At 51.9% G+C, this 21,509-nt stretch carries 24 protein-coding genes; 12 read left to right on the forward strand and 12 right to left on the reverse strand.

Going from position 1 to position 21,509, the window contains the following annotated elements:
- Positions 1-94: 94 nt before the first annotated feature.
- From MCON_RS07660 to MCON_RS16405, 4 genes are all read right to left on the reverse strand, one after another.
- Positions 95-544, reverse strand: a complete 450-nt coding sequence (locus MCON_RS07660) for a helix-turn-helix domain-containing protein (protein WP_157863667.1) — start codon at positions 542-544, stop codon at positions 95-97.
- A 233-nt stretch (positions 545-777) separates the two neighbouring features.
- A complete protein-coding gene (locus tag MCON_RS16875) occupies positions 778-906 on the reverse strand; it encodes a hypothetical protein (protein WP_269798786.1) in 129 nt (42 codons plus the stop codon).
- 50 nt (positions 907-956) lie between these two features.
- Positions 957-1,622, reverse strand: coding sequence for an MBL fold metallo-hydrolase RNA specificity domain-containing protein (locus MCON_RS07665; RefSeq protein ID WP_052297542.1), 666 nt, complete (start codon positions 1,620-1,622; stop codon positions 957-959).
- Positions 1,594-1,968, reverse strand: a complete 375-nt coding sequence (locus MCON_RS16405) for an MBL fold metallo-hydrolase (protein ID WP_162145011.1) — start codon at positions 1,966-1,968, stop codon at positions 1,594-1,596. Before MCON_RS16405 ends, MCON_RS07665 begins: the two co-directional genes overlap by 29 nt.
- Between MCON_RS16405 and MCON_RS15615 the strand changes: the two genes are divergently transcribed.
- Positions 1,967-2,137, forward strand: coding sequence for a hypothetical protein (locus MCON_RS15615; protein WP_162145012.1), 171 nt, complete (start codon positions 1,967-1,969; stop codon positions 2,135-2,137). The genes MCON_RS16405 and MCON_RS15615 overlap by 2 nt on opposite strands.
- A gap of 219 nt (positions 2,138-2,356) precedes the next feature.
- Here the strand turns inward: MCON_RS15615 and MCON_RS07670 are convergent, their stop codons facing one another.
- Positions 2,357-3,655, reverse strand: coding sequence for a tetratricopeptide repeat protein (locus tag MCON_RS07670; RefSeq protein WP_013719428.1), 1,299 nt, complete (start codon positions 3,653-3,655; stop codon positions 2,357-2,359).
- Positions 3,648-3,941 (reverse strand): MBL fold metallo-hydrolase, encoded by a 294-nt coding sequence (locus MCON_RS07675; protein WP_048132126.1) that lies wholly within the window; start codon positions 3,939-3,941, stop codon positions 3,648-3,650. Before MCON_RS07675 ends, MCON_RS07670 begins: the two co-directional genes overlap by 8 nt.
- 113 nt (positions 3,942-4,054) lie before the next feature.
- On the opposite strand from MCON_RS07675, the gene MCON_RS07680 reads away from it, so the two are divergent.
- The 7 genes from MCON_RS07680 to MCON_RS07710 all read left to right on the forward strand — a co-directional run bounded on the left by MCON_RS07680 (position 4,055) and on the right by MCON_RS07710 (position 13,233).
- Positions 4,055-6,382, forward strand: coding sequence for an efflux RND transporter permease subunit (locus MCON_RS07680; RefSeq protein ID WP_013719430.1), 2,328 nt, complete (start codon positions 4,055-4,057; stop codon positions 6,380-6,382).
- Positions 6,372-7,424, forward strand: coding sequence for a COG1361 S-layer family protein (locus MCON_RS07685; protein WP_013719431.1), 1,053 nt, complete (start codon positions 6,372-6,374; stop codon positions 7,422-7,424). Before MCON_RS07680 ends, MCON_RS07685 begins: the two co-directional genes overlap by 11 nt.
- 29 nt (positions 7,425-7,453) lie before the next feature.
- Positions 7,454-7,849, forward strand: coding sequence for an RDD family protein (locus tag MCON_RS07690; RefSeq protein ID WP_013719432.1), 396 nt, complete (start codon positions 7,454-7,456; stop codon positions 7,847-7,849).
- Between the two features lie 5 nt (positions 7,850-7,854).
- Positions 7,855-8,595 carry a 4Fe-4S binding protein gene (locus MCON_RS07695; RefSeq protein ID WP_013719433.1) on the forward strand — a complete coding sequence of 247 codons (741 nt, stop codon included), beginning with the start codon at positions 7,855-7,857 and terminating at the stop codon, positions 8,593-8,595.
- Positions 8,596-8,682: 87 nt separating this feature from the next.
- Positions 8,683-9,021, forward strand: coding sequence for a cupin domain-containing protein (locus tag MCON_RS07700; protein WP_013719434.1), 339 nt, complete (start codon positions 8,683-8,685; stop codon positions 9,019-9,021).
- 624 nt (positions 9,022-9,645) lie between these two features.
- Positions 9,646-11,640, forward strand: a complete 1,995-nt coding sequence (locus MCON_RS07705; RefSeq protein WP_013719435.1) for a monovalent cation:proton antiporter family protein — start codon at positions 9,646-9,648, stop codon at positions 11,638-11,640.
- Between the two features lie 81 nt (positions 11,641-11,721).
- Entirely contained in the window at positions 11,722-13,233 is a 1,512-nt protein-coding gene (locus MCON_RS07710; protein WP_013719436.1) for a potassium/proton antiporter, read from the forward strand.
- A gap of 41 nt (positions 13,234-13,274) precedes the next feature.
- On the opposite strand, the gene MCON_RS07715 is transcribed toward MCON_RS07710, so the two are convergent.
- Positions 13,275-14,279 carry a calcium/sodium antiporter gene (locus tag MCON_RS07715; protein WP_013719437.1) on the reverse strand — a complete coding sequence of 335 codons (1,005 nt, stop codon included), beginning with the start codon at positions 14,277-14,279 and terminating at the stop codon, positions 13,275-13,277.
- Positions 14,280-14,390: 111 nt separating this feature from the next.
- The gene (locus tag MCON_RS07720; RefSeq protein ID WP_013719438.1) at positions 14,391-15,515 is read right to left on the reverse strand and encodes an RNA-guided endonuclease InsQ/TnpB family protein; all 1,125 of its coding nucleotides are present in this window, start codon (positions 15,513-15,515) and stop codon (positions 14,391-14,393) included.
- Between the two features lie 170 nt (positions 15,516-15,685).
- Here MCON_RS07720 and MCON_RS07725 point away from each other — a divergent pair, with 170 nt between their 5' ends.
- A complete protein-coding gene (locus tag MCON_RS07725) occupies positions 15,686-16,657 on the forward strand; it encodes a radical SAM protein (RefSeq protein ID WP_013719439.1) in 972 nt (323 codons plus the stop codon).
- A 198-nt stretch (positions 16,658-16,855) separates the two neighbouring features.
- Here the strand turns inward: MCON_RS07725 and MCON_RS07730 are convergent, their stop codons facing one another.
- Positions 16,856-17,392, reverse strand: coding sequence for a hypothetical protein (locus MCON_RS07730; RefSeq protein ID WP_048132128.1), 537 nt, complete (start codon positions 17,390-17,392; stop codon positions 16,856-16,858).
- A gap of 102 nt (positions 17,393-17,494) precedes the next feature.
- Between MCON_RS07730 and MCON_RS07735 the strand changes: the two genes are divergently transcribed.
- The 3 genes from MCON_RS07735 (at position 17,495) to MCON_RS07745 (ending at position 19,387) form a co-directional block, all read left to right on the forward strand.
- On the forward strand, positions 17,495-17,674 hold the full coding sequence (locus MCON_RS07735) for a CopG family transcriptional regulator (protein ID WP_013719441.1): 180 nt from the start codon (positions 17,495-17,497) through the stop codon (positions 17,672-17,674).
- 4 nt (positions 17,675-17,678) lie between these two features.
- Complete coding sequence (locus MCON_RS07740; RefSeq protein ID WP_013719442.1) at positions 17,679-18,617, forward strand: DNA-methyltransferase; 939 nt, start codon at positions 17,679-17,681, stop codon at positions 18,615-18,617.
- Positions 18,618-18,739: 122 nt separating this feature from the next.
- On the forward strand, positions 18,740-19,387 hold the full coding sequence (locus MCON_RS07745) for a methyltransferase family protein (RefSeq protein WP_013719443.1): 648 nt from the start codon (positions 18,740-18,742) through the stop codon (positions 19,385-19,387).
- Positions 19,388-19,662: 275 nt separating this feature from the next.
- Here MCON_RS07745 and MCON_RS16125 read toward each other — a convergent pair whose 3' ends face one another.
- The 3 genes from MCON_RS16125 to MCON_RS07755 form a co-directional block, all read right to left on the reverse strand.
- Entirely contained in the window at positions 19,663-19,995 is a 333-nt protein-coding gene (locus tag MCON_RS16125; protein ID WP_157863725.1) for a hypothetical protein, read from the reverse strand.
- A gap of 172 nt (positions 19,996-20,167) precedes the next feature.
- Positions 20,168-20,806: a lamin tail domain-containing protein gene (locus MCON_RS07750; protein ID WP_013719444.1), complete on the reverse strand. Its 639-nt coding sequence runs from the start codon at positions 20,804-20,806 to the stop codon at positions 20,168-20,170.
- Positions 20,807-20,851: 45 nt separating this feature from the next.
- Positions 20,852-21,469 (reverse strand): SGNH/GDSL hydrolase family protein, encoded by a 618-nt coding sequence (locus MCON_RS07755; RefSeq protein WP_013719445.1) that lies wholly within the window; start codon positions 21,467-21,469, stop codon positions 20,852-20,854.
- Positions 21,470-21,509 lie beyond the last annotated feature (40 nt).

Here is a 21,509-nt window from a genome sequence, read left to right on the forward strand (position 1 = left end):
TGAGCCAAATTAATGGCTTGTTGATACAGTGAATTGATATCGTCTACCTTTTCGTCGAATTGATCGTCCGGAGCAGGTGTTAGCCAGTAACGAATCAAGTGCGGTTGGAGGTCATTTTTTTTAGAATCCTGGCAGAATGACGAGCTGAAATCGTATCTACAATGCCCCGCTTTATTACTTCTGCTGCAATCTCACGGCTTGTCCATTGGCTAATTGGACGTCCCGATTCTTCAGGTTTCTCACAAGCCAGCTGTTGGATCTGACAAATCTGGTTTGCAGTTAAACGAGGTGGTACTCCTGGTCTTGGCAGGTCATCCAAGCGTTCTTCAATACTCAGATCATCCAAAGAAATCGGCTGCAAGTCCAGCCATCGTCGTCGCCATAATCGAGCAGTGTCCAAGGAAACCTCTAATTCATTAGCGATTTCACGATTGTTCTTACCCATCGCAGCCAGCAAAACAATCCGTGCTCGGATAACTTTTTGCTGCCCTGTAGTATACCGACGAACAAGCAATTCCAACCCTTGGCGCTCGACGTCGTTCAAGTTGATTGCTGGTGGTTTCGGACCCGGCATTGATACTCCCCTGTTGTAGAGTATCTGTCAATGATTATATATAAAACCTTATCGTCAGGTTCATCTCAGCCCGGCTGTACTAGTTTGCTTCAGAATTGGGATTGGAGCTAATATAGATTACAGGGATTTAGCTAACTGCCCTTAAAAAATAGCGGAAAAAATCAAGCTTATAGAATTTGCATTTTTCAGTAAGTCTTTGGCCACTACCACTCCCATTTCGCGTCTGTTACCCCTTGCGACTTCAGCTTCTCCTTAAGCTTCTTGCCCTCGTCCTCAGTATCGAACTTCTGCTCAACCTTTTCTCCTTTCTTATTGGTATAGGTTACTTTCATCTTAGCACCCCATAGCTTATAATAGCCTCATTGATAAATAGGCTTTTGCCTTATAAGCTAAAGCTCTGATTCATCTTTGCAATGCTGACACGAGCGCCAAACTCGCTCCTGATGGCCTCAGCCAGTGTCTCTGCGGCACGCTCCTCCCCATGGTTGAGGAATACCTGGCCAGGAAAGCTCCGAAAAGCGCGCAGCCATTCCAGGATCTCGCTTCTGCCGGCATGAGCGGAGAATGCGTCCATCGATTCGATCCTTGCCCGTACATCGAACTCGTGGTTCATTATCTGCACGCTTTTTATGCCGTCAAGCATCCTTCGACCGAGGGTTCCCTCTGCCTGATAGCCGACGCACAGTATTGTGCTCTCCTTGCGCTCGATGTTCTGCATCAGGTGATGGAGCACCCTTCCACCGGTGCACATTCCGCTGGCTGAGATGACTATATGCGGTTCCTTCAGCTCATTTATCGCCTTTGACTTATCCCTGGAGAGGGCATACTCCATTCCCGGAAACTCCAGTGGGCTGTCACCCCTGCTTATGAGGCCGAGGGTCTCCTCATCGAAGCATTCCGGATGGCGGCGGTAGATCTCAGAGGCGGAGATGGCCATGGGGCTGTCTACGAAGCATTTCACCCCGGAGAGCTTGCCCGCTTCTGCAAAGGGATTCAGCTCATAGAGGATCTCCTGGGTCCTACCTATGGCGAATGCCGGGATTATCACAATAGGTGGACTCGAGCACCAGCCAGTCGGCCTCGTCCACCCTTTGAGGATCACGGAGGATTGGGGTGTCCGGCCTGCCCAGGTCTCCGCTGAAGACCAGCCTCTTTTTGCCAATATCCATCTCAACGATAGTTGAGCCCAGGATATGGCCTGCATCACTGAATCGAACAGATATGTCCCCGATATTAAATTTCTTGGAGTAGTCTAAGGATTTAAACTGGCGCATTGCCCTTTCTGCATCTCCTCTGGTGTATAGAGGCGGACGAGGAGGCCTTTTCATATTGCTGGCATGGCGGCGTTCCCTTTCCGCCGCCTCTTCCATCAGGTGGGCGGAGTCCTGGAGCATGATCTGGCAGGGAGTCCCGCAGGTAGTGGGTGGTGAGATCTGGGCCCAGTTTATGGGCTGCAAGATCAACCATCACGCATTCAGCTCTTCACAAGGATCACTGGCCAAGAGGTCTTATGACTGGATGGCTAAAAGGGTGAAGTGGGGCGATTTGTGCCCGGAACAGTAGAGATACGATATCGTATCCCCACAAAAACCATTTGATTCATCGATGAGTCTGAAGAGCAATGTACCGGGATTTTTATGATATTCGCCTACAGTAAAAAAAAGAGATCAGGCTGCATTCTCCAGCTCCTTGGTTTTGGCGAAAGCAGCATCTGATTCGGATGTGCGGCCGAGCGCCTTAAGGGCAACGCCTTTGTTGTACCAGGCTTCGGCAAACTAAGGATTAATGCTGATAGCCTGATTCGAAAGCCTTGATGGCCTCATCGTATTTGCCGAGCGCCTTAAGGACAACGCCTTTGTTGTACCAGGCTTCGGCAAACTGAGGATTAATGCTGATAGCCTGATCGCAAGCCTTGATGGCCTCATCGTATTTGCCTAGGGCCGTGAGCGCAACGCCTTTGTTGTACCAGGCTTCGGCAAACTGAGGATTGATTCTGTTAGCCTGATCGTAAGCCTGTATGGCCTCATCGTATTTGCCTAGGTCATAGAGCGCAATACCTTTAATGGTCCAGGCGAAGGCATCCTGTGGATTGATGCTGATCGCCTGATCGCAAGCCTTGATGGCCTCATCGTATTTGCCTAGGGCCGTGAGCGCAACGCCTTTGTTGTACCAGGCTTCGGCAATCTGCGGATTGATGCTGATAGCTTGATCGTAAGCCTGTATGGCCTCATCGTATTTGCCTAGGTCATAGAGCGCAATACCTTTAATGGTCCAGGTTTCGGCTAACTGAGGATCAATACTGATCGCCTGATCGCAAGCCTTGATGGCCTCATCGTACTTGCCCAGGCGACCGAGCGCAGTGCCTTTGTTGTACCAGGCTTCGGCAAACTGAGGATCAATGCTGATAGCCTGATCGAAAGGCTTGATGGCCTCATCGTATTTGCCCAGGATACCGAGCACAGTGCCTTTGTTGTACCAGGCATAGGCATTCTGCGGATCAATGCTGATCGCCTGATCGCAAGCCTTGATGGCCTCATCGTATTTGCCCAGGTGACCGAGCGCAGTGCCTTTGTTGGACCAGGCATAGGCATACTGTGGATCTATGCTGATAGCTTGATCGTAAGCGTTGATGGCCTCATCATATTTGCCTAGGTCATAGAGCGCATTACCTTTAATGGTCCAGGCGAAGGCATCCTGTGGATTGATGCTGATAGCCTGATCGCAAGCGTTGATGGCCTCATCATATTTGCCTAGGGCCCTGAGCGCTTCGCCCTTGTTGGACCAGGCATAGGCATACTGTGGATCTATGCTGATAGCCTGATCGTAAGCCTGTATGGCCTCATCATATCTGCCTAGGGCCCTGAGCGCTTCGCCCTTGTTGGACCAGGCATAGGCATCCTGTGGATCTATGCTGATAGCCTGATCGTAAGCCTGTATGGCCTCATCGTACATGCTCAGCATCACAAAAGCATTTCCTTTCTCCAGCCATTCCGCAGCAGTCTGCTGTCCAAATGCGGGCATCACAACCGTCGCCAATAGCACCATAAAAGCCAATATCAATTTCAGTTTCGTCTCAATCACCCACTTGGATATCCAGATAGAGGTCTCTTGTGGCATGGGTGCAACAGACCGAGCCCTTGAATCCCTCGTTGATAAAAAGAGGAATCCTGCCGCTGTGGTCGACATGGGCATGGGTGAGAATCATCGCTTTCAGTCGATTGGGATCATGGCCAAAGCCATCCTGGTTCCGATCGGTATCGCCACCCTGAAATAGGCCTGCATCTATGCCGATTCGGAGATCCCGGGCGTGGAGGACCATATGCGAGCCTGTAACCCCTCCAGCCGCTCCATGGAACTCCAGCTTCATGCCCAAAGTGCGGGGGCTCATCCAAGATTAAGCTTCCGAATAGGACACAAAGCTTAAGTATATCGCAATAATTTGGTTCGTTCGAAAAAATCCGGATAGAGGGTTTCACTGCCATGGCTGACCTGGAGCGATTGGGAGAATGGATTACCGGCAATCCTGTGATAATCATCGTGGCAGCAGTTCTCCTTACACTGGTATCACTTCACTATGCCCAGCAGATCGAGAGCCAGGGCATGACAACCGAGGCATTCGTCTCAAAAGACTCCGCCCTCTATCAGCTCTACGATCACCTCTACCTGGAAAACTTCGGCTCTGATGGCAATATGATACTCATCGAGGGCGATGACGTGGCAGGGGCCGAGGTCCTGTCTTCCATCCTGCGATTATCAGATCATATGCATCAGGTGGAGCATGTTCTGGGCGTCCAGAGCGCAGCCGACTGGATAGCGGACGAGGAATACAAGAGGACGGGCATCCGGCAAATCCCCTCTCAGGAGAGGATTGACGAGATCCTGGCAAATGCAGGCACCTCCATTGCCCATCTGATGCCGGATCGCGGCCACACCCGAATCATCATCGGCATGCCCACCACCTCCACCCTGACCGAAGAGCAGCGAAACAGGCTCCTCCTGGAAACAGAGAACGCAGTGGACTACGCAGAATTCCCCCCGGGATACGGCGTGACCATCACCGGCGACCCCTCCTTCCAGGCGGCAATCGTGCAGATGATGAACAGCACCAATGGCCAGATCCTCGCCCTGTGCGGCCTGCTGATGATCGTAGCCCTGCTGCTCTTTTTCCGGCATGTCAGGTGGTCGCTTCTCCCCTTGCCAGTGGTCTTACTGGGGATCGTCTGGACACTGGGTGCCATGGGCCTCCTCCATATTCGCATGGGAATGACCACATTTGCCGCATTTCCCATCATGATCGGTATTGGTATAGACTATGCTATACAGTTTCACAACCGGATAGATGAGGAATTGTCTAAAGGCAAATCCGTTCTGCAAGCATCGACGAGAACGGTGAAATATGTGGCAATCCCGGTGCTCGTCGCCCTGACGGTAACGGAGGCGGGCTTCTTCTCCCTTCTCAGCTCCTCCGTCCCATCGACCCAGGACTTCGGAAAGATGTGCATGATCGGCCTGGTCATGTGCTACCTGTCCGCCCTTTTTGTGAACCTGACCATCCTTTATCAGTCCGAGAAGAGGTTGCCCCGAAAGAAGATGGCAGCAGCCCATTCTGAGAATGGCTCGCCAATTGGTGCTTTCATCGAGAGCACTGCCACCTTCTGCATTGAGAGGTGGAAGGCGGTGCTGGCACTGGCTTTACTTTTGGCCCTGGCGGGGAATTATGCTGACATTCTGGTCCCCATAGAGACGAATTCCCAGAACTATATCCCCGCGGACCTGCCGCCGCTGATCGACCTGAAGCATATGAAAGATGTCTATGGGGGAACGGACTCAATCAAGTTCCTGATCCAGGCCGATGATGTCACCGATCCTGAGAACCTCAAATGGATGGACGAGTTTGGCAGCTACCTTATGAGGTCCAGAGAGGACCGGACAGAGAGGGCCACCAGCATTGCCACCTATATCAAATCGGCCAATGGGGGAGAGCTGCCCGGCGACACCACCCGGGCCAGGGAGATCATCGCCTCTCTGCCTTCTTCAGTTAGCAGCGCATACCTCAACGGTCACAACCTGGCGATAATAGATGTGAATATAGGCAATGCCCAGCTCAACCTGGGAACGGAAGGGATGGAGCGTCTGGTCCGGTCCTATGAGGATGACCTGGCCTGGCATACCCCACCGCCCGGAGTTTCCGTCCGGATCACCGGCCAGCCGGTGCTGATGACCACGGTCATGGATGCCCTGACAGAGGGGAGGGTGGAGATGTCCCTGCTCGGCCTGTTCCTGATTTTCGTCCTGCTGCTGCTGATCTACCGGGACCTGATCCGGGCCCTCTTGCCAGTGCTGCCCATGCTGGTAGTGATAGGCTGGATGGGGCTGGTCATGTACTACGGCGGGCTGAAGTACACCCCCCTCACCGCCACACTGGGCGCTCTGGTCCTGGGGGTGGGTTCGGAGTACGCTATACTTATGATGGAGCGCTTCTATGAAGAGCTGGAGAATGTGGGCAATCCCATCGATGCCCTGAAGATCACAGCCAACCGCATAGGTTCTGCATTGGTGGCATCGGGGATGGCGGTCATCTTCGGCTTTGGCGCTCTGATCGCCTCTCCCTTCAACATAATCAGCAACTTCGGAGTGGTCACGGTGATGTCGGTCGTGCTCGCCCTGGTCACCACCTTCACCGTGTTCGTAGTCCTGGCCATTAGAATGGAAGTTCAGCGTGAAGTATTAGAGAATGCAAAACTGGAAATGAAGAGAGCAATTGCACTGATCAACAATCAAAGATGGAGAAGAATCAATGGAAATTAAGTATGCCATCGCCCTGGCCTCTATGTTCATCCTCCTGGCTCCGGTATTAGCCCAGAACACCTACATACCCCTGGAGCTTGGCGGGGACAATTACTATACCATGTACGGCAGTCCGGACATATCCGCGAGCATCTCCGGCACAGATGAGTTTAAGCGGGGGGATACCGTCACCCTTTATCTTGATCTGACCAACTACGGCAGGATCATAGGCTTCAAGCAGGACCAGATGCCCCAGAATTCCAAGGAGTATGCCCTCGCCAGCGCAGAGCTGGAGGAGGAGAACAAGAAGCCTACCGCTCTGGGGGTCACCGCCACCCTGATCTCCCAGGCCCCTCAGATCGAGGTGAAGTCAGGCGACCAGGTGGTCGAGTCGCTCAAGTCCGGGGACAAGACTCAGTCTCCTCTCAAGTTCACCATCAAGATAGGGGAGCATGCTCCGGCCGGAGAGTATCCACTCCACTTGAATATGACTTATGACTATCAGGATAACGTTCGGGTTTATGCCTCCAAGTTAGTAACCGAGGGGGGCACATCCACCTTCTCCAACTACCGGGTCTCTTATGTCTACCAGAAGGCCAACCAGACAGTGCCCGTCACCATCCGGGTCAAGAAGCAGGCGGACTTCGTGATCCAGAACACCACTGCTGAGCTTTTAGCCGGGGGCAAGAAGCAGGAGATCCATGCCACCTACAAGAATATCGGCGAGGATCCCGTAAGGGATGCTGTAGCCAGGCTTTCTATCTTCAAGCCCTTCTCCTCCACCGATGATCAAGCCTTCATAGGAAATTTGGATCCGGGAAATGAGACCACTGTCCTCTTCCGGATGGACGTCGACTCCGATGCTACAGCAAAGGATTATGGCATAAGCAGCGAGATCAAGTATACTGATGTCAATGGAGACACAGTGATCTCTGAGAGCATGAAAATACCGGTAAAGGTTGAGCCTGCCGCCCGGTCTCTTCTTCTGCCAGCAGCTCTAGCGCTTATTATCTTGATTGCTGTTGGTGGCTATATCTACAAGAAGAGGCAGAAAAAGGTCTGAATCTCGAATAGCTGAAGGAGGAGACCGGATTGGATGAATTGGTGCTGGCCAGCTGGAGTGATCGCTTCTGGGCCTGGCTGATCGATGTTCTGCTCATGGGACTCATATGGCATAGAGTAGTCCTGGTCCTTGGGATCGATCCAATGCATCTGGACGCAATGCTGATTCTGTCCGGTCTGATTTTCGTCTACTGGACCGCACTGGAGGGATACCGTGGGCAATCCCTGGGAAAGATGCTGCTCAATATCGTGGTGGTCGGGCCCTATGGAGAGGCCATCGGCTTTAGGGATTCGGCTCTGCAGTCCTTTGGCAAGGCCTTTCTCCTCCCCGTCGACTGCCTGATCGGCCTATTTGCCTTTCGGGGAAAGAGGCAGCGCCTCTTCAATAAGCTGTCGGACACCGTTGTCAAAAAGCAGGTTATATAAATTCTATGATTAAATTCCCGGCCAGACAAAAGATCAGGAGGGCGATGATCATCCTCTCTTTCGTGCTATTGCCCGCCACCTTTGTTTATATATCCTGTCCGGTAATTATCCGGGGTGCATCACAAGGAGTTGCCACTGGCGGCCTTATCGTATTCGTTCTCCTTTTCATCAGCTCGCTTCTTTTGGGCAGGCTGTGGTGCGGATGGCTCTGCCCAGGAGGGGGCTTGCAGGAAATTTATATTCTCCTAAATGATAAAAATGTTCGAACAGGGAGGATGAACCTGCTTAAATATCCGATATTCCTTTTCATACTTTTTATCCCACTCATCTCTGCAATTCGCTCTGCAGGAGGGCTGAAAACCATCGACCTCTTTTATTATACCGATCAGGGCATATCAATTGCACAACAGGGATCGTACACGATATTCTTTGTGCAGATCGCTTTTTTCACCGCCTTTGCCCTGCTAGCCGGCAAGCGTGCCTTTTGCCATTACTTCTGCCCGATCGCCGTGATTCTCATCACCGGAAGGAAGATCCGAGACCTCTTCCGCTGGCCTGCGCTGCAACTCTCATCCGATGCAGGCCGCTGTTCGAATTGCAGAAGGTGCTCGGCAACATGTCCCATGAGCCTTGATGTAAACCTCATGGTCCGTCAGGGGATCATGGAAAACAGCGAATGCATCCTCTGCGGCTGCTGTGTTGATGTCTGCTCGGAGAATGCGATTAGTTATTCATTTGGGAGGTGAATAGCGGTCGCATGATCTGGCGAATGCATGGGCCAAAGCCGCATACAGGGGAATGCTTATGCCAGATGGGGTGAATATAAGACACTTATGAAGATCGTGCAGGTCAAAGACGTATCCAGCAAGCCCAATCCCCATGGGGTGGATGCCCGGAGCATCAGCGATACCGAGAGCGCCCAGGTAGTGCATATAACCCTGCAGCCTGGTGAGTCATTGAAAAAGCACATCACTCCGGTGGATGTGATATTCTATGTCCTGGAAGGAGTTGGGGTGGTGGAGATCGGCGAGGAGAAAGCGGTTGCAGGGGCGGACACCTTGATTGAGAGCCCGGCAAAGATTCCCCACCGCTGGATGAACGAGAGCAATAGCGTCACTCGAATCCTGGTGGTCAAGACCCCCAGGCCACGCGAGGCCACCAGGCTGCTTTGAGATCTACCTGGACACCAGGGCAAGGGTATATGATTGGCTCCTCGCTGTTTGGTGTGGGTTCGTGCAAAAGTCACAGGAATTCGACATTTTTTCATGATCCTCTGTGCGCTCTGTGACTCTGAGGTTTTATTATTTTTTTACCGCAATACCCCGATGCTTGCATCGGGGATAAAGGGCATCCGTGTCCAACTTAGGGATTTGATCAGATCCGAGTAGTACTATCTTTATGCGGCGACGCCTCGGATGCCCCGTCTGCTTGCAGCGGGGTGCGTCGCCGCCGTTTCACTCCGTAACTACCACGTGTTTGAATATTCGGCTACGAATATTAACCGCAGAGACGCAGAGTTCGCAGAGACGTGGAAATTTATCTTATTACCAGCACTTGAAAAAAATAGCATATTTCTGAGCAAATAGTCGTCTCCGTTCGTTCGTCCTCCGTGAGCTCTGCGCCTCTGCGGTTTTATTCCGTATTCCACCAGGATTAATTATCCTGCTACCCACTTGATACAGCGAAGAGCATCCTTTCTTTATCCTTTTTTCTCTCCTTTTGCCATCCCTTTCAGAAATGATTATAATCCATAAGGTTTGTTGAAAACAATCTGGCCTTGTGGGGGGCCGATTGTTATGGAAATGCTCCTGCTGGGGGATATTGCGGTCATATTCGTTCTATCGGTATTAGTACTCTTCATATTCCATAAGGTCAGGGCACCGGCAATCGTGGGCTTCATATTCACCGGGGCGCTGGCCGGCCCCCAGGGCCTGGGTCTGATTCAGGCCATCGAGCAGGTTGATGTCCTGGCGGAGATCGGCGTCATCCTGTTGCTCTTCACCATCGGGCTGGAGATCTCCCTGAAAGATCTGATGCAGATGAAAAAGTATGTCCTGGTTGGGGGCACCCTTCAGGTCGCCCTGGCCATCCTCGCTGTCTATGCCCTGCTGATCTACTTTGGCCAGCCGGTCGGTACGGCTATCCTGATCGGATTTCTGGTCTCCGTGAGCAGCACGGCCATTGTGCTGAGGATAATCCAGAAAAAATCCGAGATGTACACCCCCCAGGGCAGGACCATCCTGGGCATTCTCATCTTCCAGGATATCGCTATAGTTCCCCTGATGCTGGCCGTCCCCCTCCTGCCAGGCGCTGTGGGCGAGGTTCCTGAATCTCCCCTCCTCATTCTGGCCAAGGGCCTGGCTCTTGTCGCCCTGGTGATCATCAGCGCCAAATGGCTGGTCCCTCTTGCCCTTTACCACATCGCCCGGACGGATGATCGGGAGCTGTTCCTCCTGAGCCTGGTGGCGATATGCTTCGCCGTGGCCTGGGCCACCTCGTTGGCGGGATTGTCTTTGGGTCTGGGCGCATTTCTGGCAGGCCTCACCATATCCGAGTCCCAGTACAGCCATCAGGCCTTTGGCAATGTCCTGCCCCTGCGGGATGCCTTCACCAGCTTCTTTTTCGTCTCCGTCGGCATGCTCTTAGATGTCAATTTCCTGCTGGCTAATCCTCTCTATATCATCCTTTTAGCCTCCGGGGTGATGCTCCTGAAATCCCTGATCGCCGGGGCAACGGTGGCCATCATGGGCCTGCCCTTGAGAATTGCTGTTCTGGTCGGCCTGGCCCTCAGCCAGATCGGGGAGTTCTCCTTCGTCCTCTCCAAGGTGGGGCTGGAGTACGGCCTTATAAGCCAGGAGCTCTACCGGATATTTCTGGATGTTGCAGTCCTGACCATGGTGGCAACATCCTCTATCATAGCGGTATCCACAAAGCTGGCAGATGCCACATCAAGGCTCCCCCGTTTCCAGAGGCTGAATCGCTCCCTGCCTGCTAATATGCCGGATATAAAGACGATGAAAGACCACCTGATCATCATAGGATATGGGGTTAATGGCAGGAACGTGGCCCTATCTGCCAAGAGCGAGGCAATACCCTATGTAATAGTAGACATCGATCCAGAGACAGTGAAATCCGGTCTGCGTAATGGTGAGCCCATCCGGTATGGAGATGCCACCCAAGAGCATGTCCTCTTGAGCACTGGGGTCAAGAGCGCCCGGGTGATTGTGATAGCTATCTCCGATCGAACGGAAACTCGCAGGATGACCGAACTGGCCCGGAGGCTGAATCCCGACATATATATAATTGACAGGACCAGATACATCAATGAGATGAGCGCTCTATATAATTTGGGGGCAAATGAGGTTATTCCTGAGGAGTATGAGACCAGTGTGGAGATATTTTGCCGGGTTTTGGAGAAGTATGAAGTGCCAAGGGAGAGGATAGACTCTTTCATAAATCGTATCCGGGCAGATGGGTATGAGATGTTTCGCAGCATCTCCAAAGAGCCCTACTGCACCACTGACCTCAATATGATTCAGAATGAATTCATCACCATCAAGGTCCCGGCCGGCTCGCCTGCGGCAGGAAGGTCCCTGAAGGAGATCGGATTGAGAGAGATAGGCATATCCTTGCTGGCGGTAAATAGGGAATCTCAGGTGATCAACCATCCTGATGAGAGCTTCGTTCTTCAGCCGGATGATTTGGCCATCATCCTGGGCTCCGAGGCCCAGCTAGCATCGGTCGGCTATCTCTTCGGCAGGGCTGATGGCTCTCAAAATACGGCCTCGTAATCGTAGGCTCGCCGCCCTGACAATATGACAGGTCACGATCAAGAAGGCTAATATTGATGTAAGGATGTAAAAGATACTGTTATGATACCGCTGGAATACCTTCTGCTGGGCGTAGCTGTAATGCTTCTCCTTAGCGTAGTATCCAGCAAAGCGTCCACCCAGCTGGGTGTGCCGACCCTGGTTTTATTCCTGCTGATCGGCATGCTGGCCGGCTCAGACGGGCCGGGGGGAATAGAGTTCAACAACCCCTGGCTGGCCCAGTACCTGGGTACGGTGGCCTTAATATTCATCCTCTTCTCCGGCGGCCTGGACACCAAATGGAAGGAGATCAAGCCCGTTCTATGGAGGGGGGTGATACTCTCTACTATTGGGGTCATGCTCACCGCCATAATCGTCGGCTATGCCGCCTACTATGTGCTCGACTTCAGCCTCCTGGAGGCGATGCTCCTGGCGGCAATCATCTCCTCTACCGATGCTGCTGCGGTATTCTCCATTCTCCGCTCTAAGCAGATCAGCCTGAAAGGAGATTTAAGGCCATTGCTGGAGCTGGAGTCAGGCAGCAACGATCCCATGGCCATCTTCCTCACCACCAGTCTGATTGCATTGATCACCGGGGCGATTGCTTCCCCCACCACTCTGATCTCCATGTTCGCCCAGCAGATGGCCCTGGGAGCGGTATTCGGCTATATGATGGGCAGGGGCATGGCCGTTATCGTAAACCGTATTCGCCTCGATTATCGGGGCCTATACCCCCTATTGACCATATCGCTGGTCCTGCTGACCTATGCACTGACTGCCGCTCTCGGGGGCAACGGTTTTCTGGCCGTCTACATCGCCGGATTGAGCCTGGGCAGTCACTCCTTTATCCATAAGCGCAGCCTGATAGACGATCATGATAGTATGGCCTGGCTGATGCAGATCGTCATGTTCTTAACATTGGGTCTGCTGGTCTTTCCATCGAAACTCATTCCAGTGGCAGGCATTGGTCTATTCATCTGCTTTGTGCTGATGTTCCTGGCCAGGCCAATGGCCGTTCTCATATGCCTGTTGCCCTTCAGGAAAATGCCCATCAAAGAGAGGGTCATGCTCTCCTGGGTGGGCCTCCGGGGTTCAGTCCCCATCATCCTGGCCACTTTCCCCCTCATATCCGGGGTTCAGAAGGCGGATATGATATTCAATGTGGTCTTCTTCGTGGTCTTGACCAGCGTCCTGGTGCAGGGGTCGTCCATACCTTTCTTCGCCCGCCGGCTGGGTGTGGATGCCCCCCTGGTATCTCTCCCCGAGCCGCCAGAGGCGGTGCCTGGAAGAGAAGAGTGGGAGCCGCTGGTTAAGCTCAAGGTCCTTTCTGGCAGCTCTGCCGATGGAAAGCAGATCGCAGATCTCAACCTGCCCGATGACACCTGGATCGCTGTCTTGAGAAGAGAGGGGCACCCCATCCGCCCCGGCGGGAGCACTGTATTGAAGGGGGGAGATCGCCTCTCCGTCCAGTCCAGCGGACCTTCCCTCGACCTCCTCCGCTCTTTGGTGGAGAAAAAAGAAATTGCGAGCGATGATAATCAGCCTGAGCAGTACGTCGTCCAACCGGATGAATAGGCTTTTTGGATCTCGAAGATCGCTCCAAGAGTGAGAGGGTATCAGGCCCGGAACAGGAGCAGCCAGATGAGATAGATCAGATAGGCGGCCACGCCCAGGCCCCCCTCCAATCGGGAGATGCGTCTGCCGGTGAGAAATACAGGGACGCAGGCCAGGGCAACCAGGGTCATCAGCGGGATGTCGAAGAGCTGAAGCTGGCGGGTCACAGCAAGGCCAGTGGGGGCGGCCAGAGCGGCAAGGCCCAGTACGAGGAGTATGTTGTAGATGCTGCTTCCCAGGAGGTTGCCGATGGCAACGTCCCTCTCATCTCTAAGGGTGGCGACGATTGTGGTGAACAGCTCCGGAGCAGATGTGCCGATGGCGACGATGGAAAGGCCAATTATCGCCTCGGGGATATCGATCATTCGGGCGAGGCCCGTTGCCCCATCCACCAGCCAGTCGGCTCCAATTGCCGTTATGGCCATTCCCGCGATGAGCATGGCGACATACTTCGCTTTTGCCAGCAGCTCTTTTCTCTCTGGCGGCAGAGCCTTCGGGCCACAACTTTCCATGAAGCCATCGCCGCACATGTCCTCGAACTCCCCTTTCACATAGTCCGACTCCGCTCGGCTGCTGCGGACGACGGCCAGGGTGTATATTGCGGAGGCGCCAACCATCAGGACTCCTTCCAGAGGGGTCAGGACGCCATCTGAGGCCAGGCCGGCCAGAGCGGCGGCGGCGACGATCATCATTGGCAGGTCGAGACTGAGGACCTGCAGATGGAGGGCCAGGGGTCGAATCAATGCGCTCAGGCCAAGGATGAAGAGGATGTTGACCAGATTGGTGCCGGCGATGTTGGCCACTGCCAGGGGACCGCTCCCCTGCAGCCCGGCGGTGATTCCCACAGCCAGCTCGGGCATGCTGGTGCCGATGGAGACGATGGTGAGGCCGATCAGCAGAGGATTTATCCCCAGCAATGCTGCCAGGCGCGATGCTCCTCGCACTATCAGCTCCGCCCCCACGATGAGAGCGAGAAGGCCTGCGAAAAATATCATCACCTCGTTCATGGATAGCTGCCTCCCACCTCTCCTGACAGATCTCTGTTAGCAGATTGTCTGCTGCTCTCATAGTCCAGGTAGCTGAAATGTGTCTAGAAGGGTAGTGACTACTCCCACCCCTTAAAAGGGGCAGGCTTCTACGGTTTTTATTCCGACAGATTGTAGTCCCAATCTGAGTATATTGATTGCCGCATTCCAATCCCGATCCAAGGATAGCCCGCACTGAGGGCAGCTATGGACGCGATCAGAAAGCGTCTTTTCAACCAGAATGCCACACCTGGAACACATCTTAGACGTATTTCTTGGATCTACCAGTACTACCATCGAACCGGCACTTACAGCCTTGTACGAGGTCAGAGTCACAAGCATATTCCAAGCCACGTCTGAGATGGATTTTGCCAGGCAATGGTTTTTGAGCATATTTTGAATACTAAGATCTTCAAAGGCAATCAAGCCGAACCTGTTAACCAGATATCGACTAACCTTATGGGCAAAATCGTATCGCTTGTTAGCGATCCTTTCATGGACCCGCTCAACCATCCGAAGAGCTTTTTTTCTCTCTGGAGTGCCTTTCGGTGCTTTTGAGAGCTTCCTTTGGACTCTGGCGAGTTCCGTTTCCTCTTCTCGGAAGAATCGAGGATTAGCTATCGTCTCACCATTGGAAAGAGTCGCAAAGCTTTCCAGACCAACATCTACACCAACGAGAGAACCGTCTTTCCAGGGAGGCTTAAGTTGATCTTCGATCTCCACAGAAAAGCAGGCAAACCATTTACCTGTCGCAGCTCTCCTTACGGTCAGCCGTTTGATTTTGCCTTCTATGGATCTATGGAGCTTGATCTTGATATTACCAATCTTGGAAAGATAGAGCTTACCAGCATTGAGCTTGAACCCCTTCTGAGGATAGGTAAAAGAATCGTACCAACCTCTTCCCCGAAATCTTGGATATCCAGGATTCTCTCCGGCTTTGACTCTTCGGAAGAACGCCTTCAAGGCAAGATCCACCCTTTCCTGGGCATTCTGAAGGGTTTGGGAAAAGACATCGTTAAGTTCAGGCTTCTCTTCTTTCCACGTTGGAAGAAGATTGTGCGTCTCGTACTTGGATACGGATTTGCCTTCTTTCTCCCAAGCATCTTTTCGGTATGCTAAGGTCTGATTGTATGTCCACCGGCATAGATCTAGGGTCCTCTCCATCTTCGTCCTTTGGGACTTTGTTGGATAGATCCTAAATTTATATGCCTTGAGCATAGATACTTTTTATGCGGTTGATTATGTTTATAGTTTTCTGCACAACGGCGGGGCACGATTCATCCCCTCCCCTGAAGGAGAGGGGTCTTCTCTGCCCTTACACCCCGACGTTATAAACCTCTTTGCCTGGACCATCATTTCTTTTAACCTGGAAAATAAGAATTAGTACGATGGATCTGGAGACAAAAGCCCTTCTTCTCTCCCGGGGAACGGTTCAGCTCTCCCAGCCTGGTCGCGAGGGCAAGATGTCCACCGCCGGTCCAGGTGCGGGGGAAAGCTCGATCTTCTTTCAGTCCGGCTCGCGTATGGTGCGCCTATCGGTAGTGGATAGCACTGCTATTCAGCTGGAGATGGATGGGGATGAGGCAACAATCTCGCTGGAGGGCAGGGTAATTGCCAGGGGCAGAGTAGTCGAGCCCCTCCTGCACTGTCCTGATCAGGCCTACATCACCATTTCCGAGCGCTGCATCTACGACTGCAAGTTCTGCGCCGTCCCCAGGCTGATGGGAAAGGTGAAGTCTCACGAGAGGGTGATGGAGATGGCGAAAGAGGCGATGGCCACGGGGAGGCTGGAGTCCATCTCTCTGACCAGCGGCACTGAGGTCTCCCCCCAGCATGAGGCGGAGAGGGTGGCGGCTCTAGTTCGTGATCTGTTGCCATTTGGTCTGCCCATCGGCGTCTCTGTCAACCCCTTTCCTGGAGTCAATCGGATTCTTCTGGATGCGGGCGCTGATGAGGTCAAGTACAATCTGGAGACGGTCGATCGCGATATATTCGCCCAAGTCTGCCCGGGATTGTCCTATCAAGAGATAATGGATGCTCTGGAGGAGGCCGTGGAGCTGTTCGGCCCTAACCACGTCTTCTCCAATGTGATCATTGGCCTGGGGGAGTCGGACCAGTCCCTCCGCCAGGGAATAGATGAGCTCATTGATATGGGTGTTCTTCCCATCCTGAGGGCGGCTTATCCTCATCCCCTGCGCCGGGGGGAGGTGGATATCGTCCGGCCTTCGGCTGATCGGATGCTCGGGCTGGCTCGATATCTGAGGATGGAGCTGGATGAAAAAGGTCTGGACGGCAGCCTGGCTCTCACCGGCTGCTACCGGTGCACTGGCTGCGATCTCGCTCCGGGAAGGGATCTATAGCGCTCAGAACTCAATATCCTCATCATCGATCAGACAGGCCGTATCATCATTGCGCCTTATAAATCAGCCAATGAATGCACAACTGGATATAAGCAAATGATGGCAGAATCTTCTTCAGCATATTGAGAGAGATGGCATCAGATTCGCATGTTTTGGTTCGGCATCATCATAAATCATAATTGGTATCATTAACAGATTTCAGCCTTCGAAGCTATTTAGAATCTCTATCAAATCTTTCTTCCATAGGCCTTCAATTGTCATTGGAACCCGTTGCATCTTTTCTAGATACTCTGGGTGCTCTTGCCATCGCTCAAGATCCTTGGATCTGATGAAAACATAATCCCATTTCTGTGTCTGGTTAAATAGGCAAACTGCGAGGATATCAAAGTGGTCTACTCGATAACGTCTCGTCTCCAGGCCCTGCTTTGAATCCCTGGTCCTTTGGATTTCCACCATGTAGCTTGGAGGCCGTTTATAGATCTTATTTCTTAGGTTCTTGCACTCCATTAAATATTTCTTGCCATTATATAAAAATTCGAAGTCGGGTCTTCCATCTGTATCTCTCCACTCTACTTCCTCGATAATATGTTCTGCTTCCAGATGTTTTATATATCTGTAGGCATAAAACTCAGATAATTTCCCTTTCACATCGATCTGGGCTCTGAATCCTTTTAAGATAGCGTCCATTATGTCATTAGCCGGTGCTTTTAGGATCTCTTCTAATTTATGTGGCATCTCCAACCTAACCGAGCAACGTAATGGGGGAAAAACTAATATAATACCAGCCTATTTCACCTGTGTAATGAGTGTGTCATTTCAGCGGCTGGGAGGTGCCCAATGAATAAACGGGTTCAGGTAGTATTTACCCCTGAACAATGGGCCCTCATTGAGAACTTTCGAGGCGAACTGGGAAATGGGGATGCTGAGATTGTAAGGAATATCGTTCTCGCTTGGCTCGCTGAAAAGTCGATCATATCAACCAACGCAAAGAATAAGCTGAATAAAAACCAAAGGTAGTCCAATGACATCTTACAACTCTGTGCTCCCACTGGATATGGGTGTAGAGAACCCCTTTAGAAGTATAATACCCTACAAGCCCTATTACTTCACCGAGCACGGATCAGCCTATTTGGCCGATTCTCTAGAAGTCATGAAAAATATGCCTGAATCATCGGTTAACTTAATCGTCACTTCTCCGCCTTATGCCCTTGTTTACAAGAAAGAATACGGTAACGTAGATGCTAATGCTTATGTAAAATGGTTTATGGATTTTGCCGATCAATTCCTTAGAGTACTAACCGAGGATGGCAGCCTTGTGATCAACATAGGCGGATCATGGAATAGAGGCAAGCCCACTAGATCGACCTATCAATTTGAACTTATTATAGAATTAGCCAAAAAGTTTCATTTAGCACAGGAGTTTTATTGGTACAATCCTGCAAAATTACCTGCTCCTGCCGAGTGGGTTACTGTCAGAAGGATCAGAGTGAAGGACTCTGTTGAACTAGTGCTCTGGCTGTCTAAATCTCCTTTCCCTAAAGCTGATAATAGGAAGATTCTTCAGCCATATAGCAAGGATATGCAGCGATTGATTGAGAGAGGATATGTAGCTAAGAAGAGACCTTCAGGGCACAATATTACCTCAAAGTTCCAGAGGGATAATAAGGGAGCCATCCCGCCAAATCTACTTCAGGTTGGAAATAATGATGCCAATAGCCCCTATCTCCAAAAATGCAAAGAATCTAATATGAAGCCTCATCCAGCTCGATTCCCTAAAGAATTGCCACAGCTCTTCATCGATTTCTTAACAGACCAAGGAGATGTTGTTATGGATCCATTCTGCGGAAGCAATATGACAGGTATTGTGGCTGAGACCAGAAAGCGTAGATGGATCGGAATTGAATCTATCGAAGACTATCTTAAGGCATCTGAGTTTAGATTTCCGCACATCTATAGATAGGGCATCAGCTTTGCCTTCATGCCAGTCCAGGAAGTCAAAGGATTCAGGAGGAAGACGGCATATCCCATAATAATAATAATGGAATTGACCGGCAGAGATACGAAAGGCTGAGAAGGCAGGCAATGATAAGGTTTGGTCTGGCCGCAATTGTCATTCCCATCATTATCTATCTTCTGGCCGGCACCTTTCGTTACTGGCAGGGGTGGCTTTATTGGGCGGTTCTCGTCTTGCCGATGCTGGTTGCAGTATGCTATTTTCTGAAGCATGAGCCGGAGATGCTGGAGCGGAGGATGAATCTGCAGGAAAGAGAAAAAGAGCAAATTGCGATCGTTAATGCAATCTCTCTGATCATCATCGCTGGATTTGTAGCCATTGCCATTGACCTGCGCCTTCATGGACTGAATGCCATCCCTGTCCACCTGGTACTCTTTGCAGACGCTGCTGTATTTTTCGGCTATATTCTGGTCTTGTGGGTGTTCAAGGAGAACAGCTATGCATCTCGCATCATCCAGATCTCTGAGGGCCAAAGGGTCATCAGCACAGGCCCCTATGCCATTATCCGCCATCCCATGTACCTGGGAGTGCTGGCCATGTATCTGGCAACGCCGATAGCCTTAGGCTCCTGGTGGGCTCTTCCCATCTTCGCCCTAAGTGTTCCCTTCATCTGCTGGAGGATTATCGCTGAGGAGAGGCTGCTTTTGCGTGACCTGCCCGGATATCTGGAATACTGCCAGGAGAGACGATACCGCCTCCTGCCGCATGTCTGGTAGCATCTGTTAAAAATCAATATCAGGCTGAAAGGGCCAGATCCATCAGTACTGCAGGGCTTGGATAGGATGAATAGACGGAAAGAAAGATCGCCTGCAGCAATAATGTGCTCGATCCTTCTGAAGAGCGTCAATAGGATCTGGTTAGGGGAGAAGAGGTGAGTCCAGAGCCCAACAGATCCCATTGGTGCTCCCCCGCCCAGCGTCGACCGAGAGGGCAGCCCACCACCGAGGCTAGCTCGCCATTTCGAGTACGCCTCATTCGATTCAACAAAAAGTTAATATGGCCAGGGCAAACCATGCCAATAATAAGCGGGGCTGTAGTAGTTTACAGGATAGACGGTAATTCCGCTTCGATAATAATACGATGGCCAATACCAACTATCAAGGTACGGTCTGGCAACGGATCTATACCAGGGATCAGAGACCGAATAGTCGATATATCCGTAATTGAAGACTGACGGGCTCCATTTTAAGGCAGCAGGAGCATTGTAGCCAGTAACGACATATCCGCCAGATAACCAGTCACCCACTTCTACTCCACCAGCTACGCCTGATGCGGTAAATGCTAGAATTATACAGGCGAAAACAACTGCGAACATCATCCTCATTTCTTATCCCTCATTCACTCTTCTTTTAGCTGTATTCTCTTCTGCCCAAAATAAATGAGTAACCATTATATGAGATTCATATGATGGCATGAGGAGATGTCGAACGGCGACGAGGACCAGAGAGTTGGAGAAGGCGCCGGTGGCGGGAGGACAAAGAGGGGGGAAAAGCTCTCTATCCCAATCCAGTTGTCCATGCCCAGTTGAGCGGACCGCCGTGGCAGATGAAGGTATGGCCCGTCAAATTCACCGGCGTGCTGGAGCTGGACCTCAAGCTGCTCATTTCTTTGCCGGGAGGCGGTCTATAAGCAGGCAGAAAAGGCGGATTCATCCCGCCGCTGGAGAATGCATTGGGAAGGGAGAGGGGTTTGTTGTCGGATGCGCTACCGGGAGTCGAAACCTCTATTGGATATCTATACTGGGAAATGATCCTTCCGGCTATATCCTCTAAAGTGGCAGTATCGCCCATCTCGCTCCAAAAGAGCGCGCTATTGTATAGATCGGAGGAGGAATTGCTGCCCTCTTTGGAGTGAACTCGGGCTGTTGAGCCGGCCTTCAGGGTGAAGTTTGCAGGAAACGCATAGCTTTGATTTTCCCGGTTTTTGAGCGACCAGCCGTCCAGATTCATCAAACCAGATCCCATGTTGGCGATCTCAACCCACTGATCGGCATCCTGGTAGCTTACGCTTATGATCTTGACGATATCCGCCCCAACGCCCGCTGGAGCGGCTGCTGCCCCTCCCAGCGAGAGAGCAAAAAGTATCAATAAAATAGCCAATATGATCAAGCATCCACCCGCGCTTTTCATTAACATACCTCATACCTCCACGAACCTTCTCGCCTGCAAACAAGGACTTGCTCAAAAGAGGCTCATCAGCTCCTCGGCTATTATCCTGTAGCCCGCCTCATTGGGGTGGTCCAAGCCTGGCAAGATCAGAGAATCTAGAGGCATACCAGCTTGCACCCGCTTCATCCAGGCGCCGTAGACGTCCACAAAGCCCACATTCATCTCTTTTGCCACCCTCTCCACCGTCTGATAGTAGTCCAATACCCTCTGGTCATAGGGAGGGCTCTCCAGGGGCTGGGAGGATAAGAGCAAGATCTCCGAGTCCGGGCCTGCCCGGATGCGGCGCACCATCACCACCAGGTTCATCTCGAACTCCTCCAGGCTCAGCCCTAAAACACAGTCGTTGATGCCGAAGTTTATGGTGACCAGATCCGGCTCATAAGATAGCACTGCCCAGTCCAGCCGGCTCAGGCCGTCCTGGCTGGTATCTCCGGAGATGCCAGAGTTGATCATCTCTATCTTTGAATCGGGGAACCTCTGACGGAGCGACTCCAGCAAAAAGGAGGGAAACCCTCGCCGCACTGCATAGCCAGCGGTGATGGAGTCACCAAAGCATACGATAGTGGCATCCGCCCCGGACTCAATGTCCCGGCGCGTCCTTTCCACATACTTCCTCAGCTCTTCATTCATCGGTATTCCTCAGGTCATTCGTCTTTCATGGCAATGCAAT

This window comes from Methanothrix soehngenii GP6 (assembly GCF_000204415.1).
GTDB classification, from domain to species: Archaea; Halobacteriota; Methanosarcinia; order Methanotrichales; family Methanotrichaceae; genus Methanothrix; species Methanothrix soehngenii.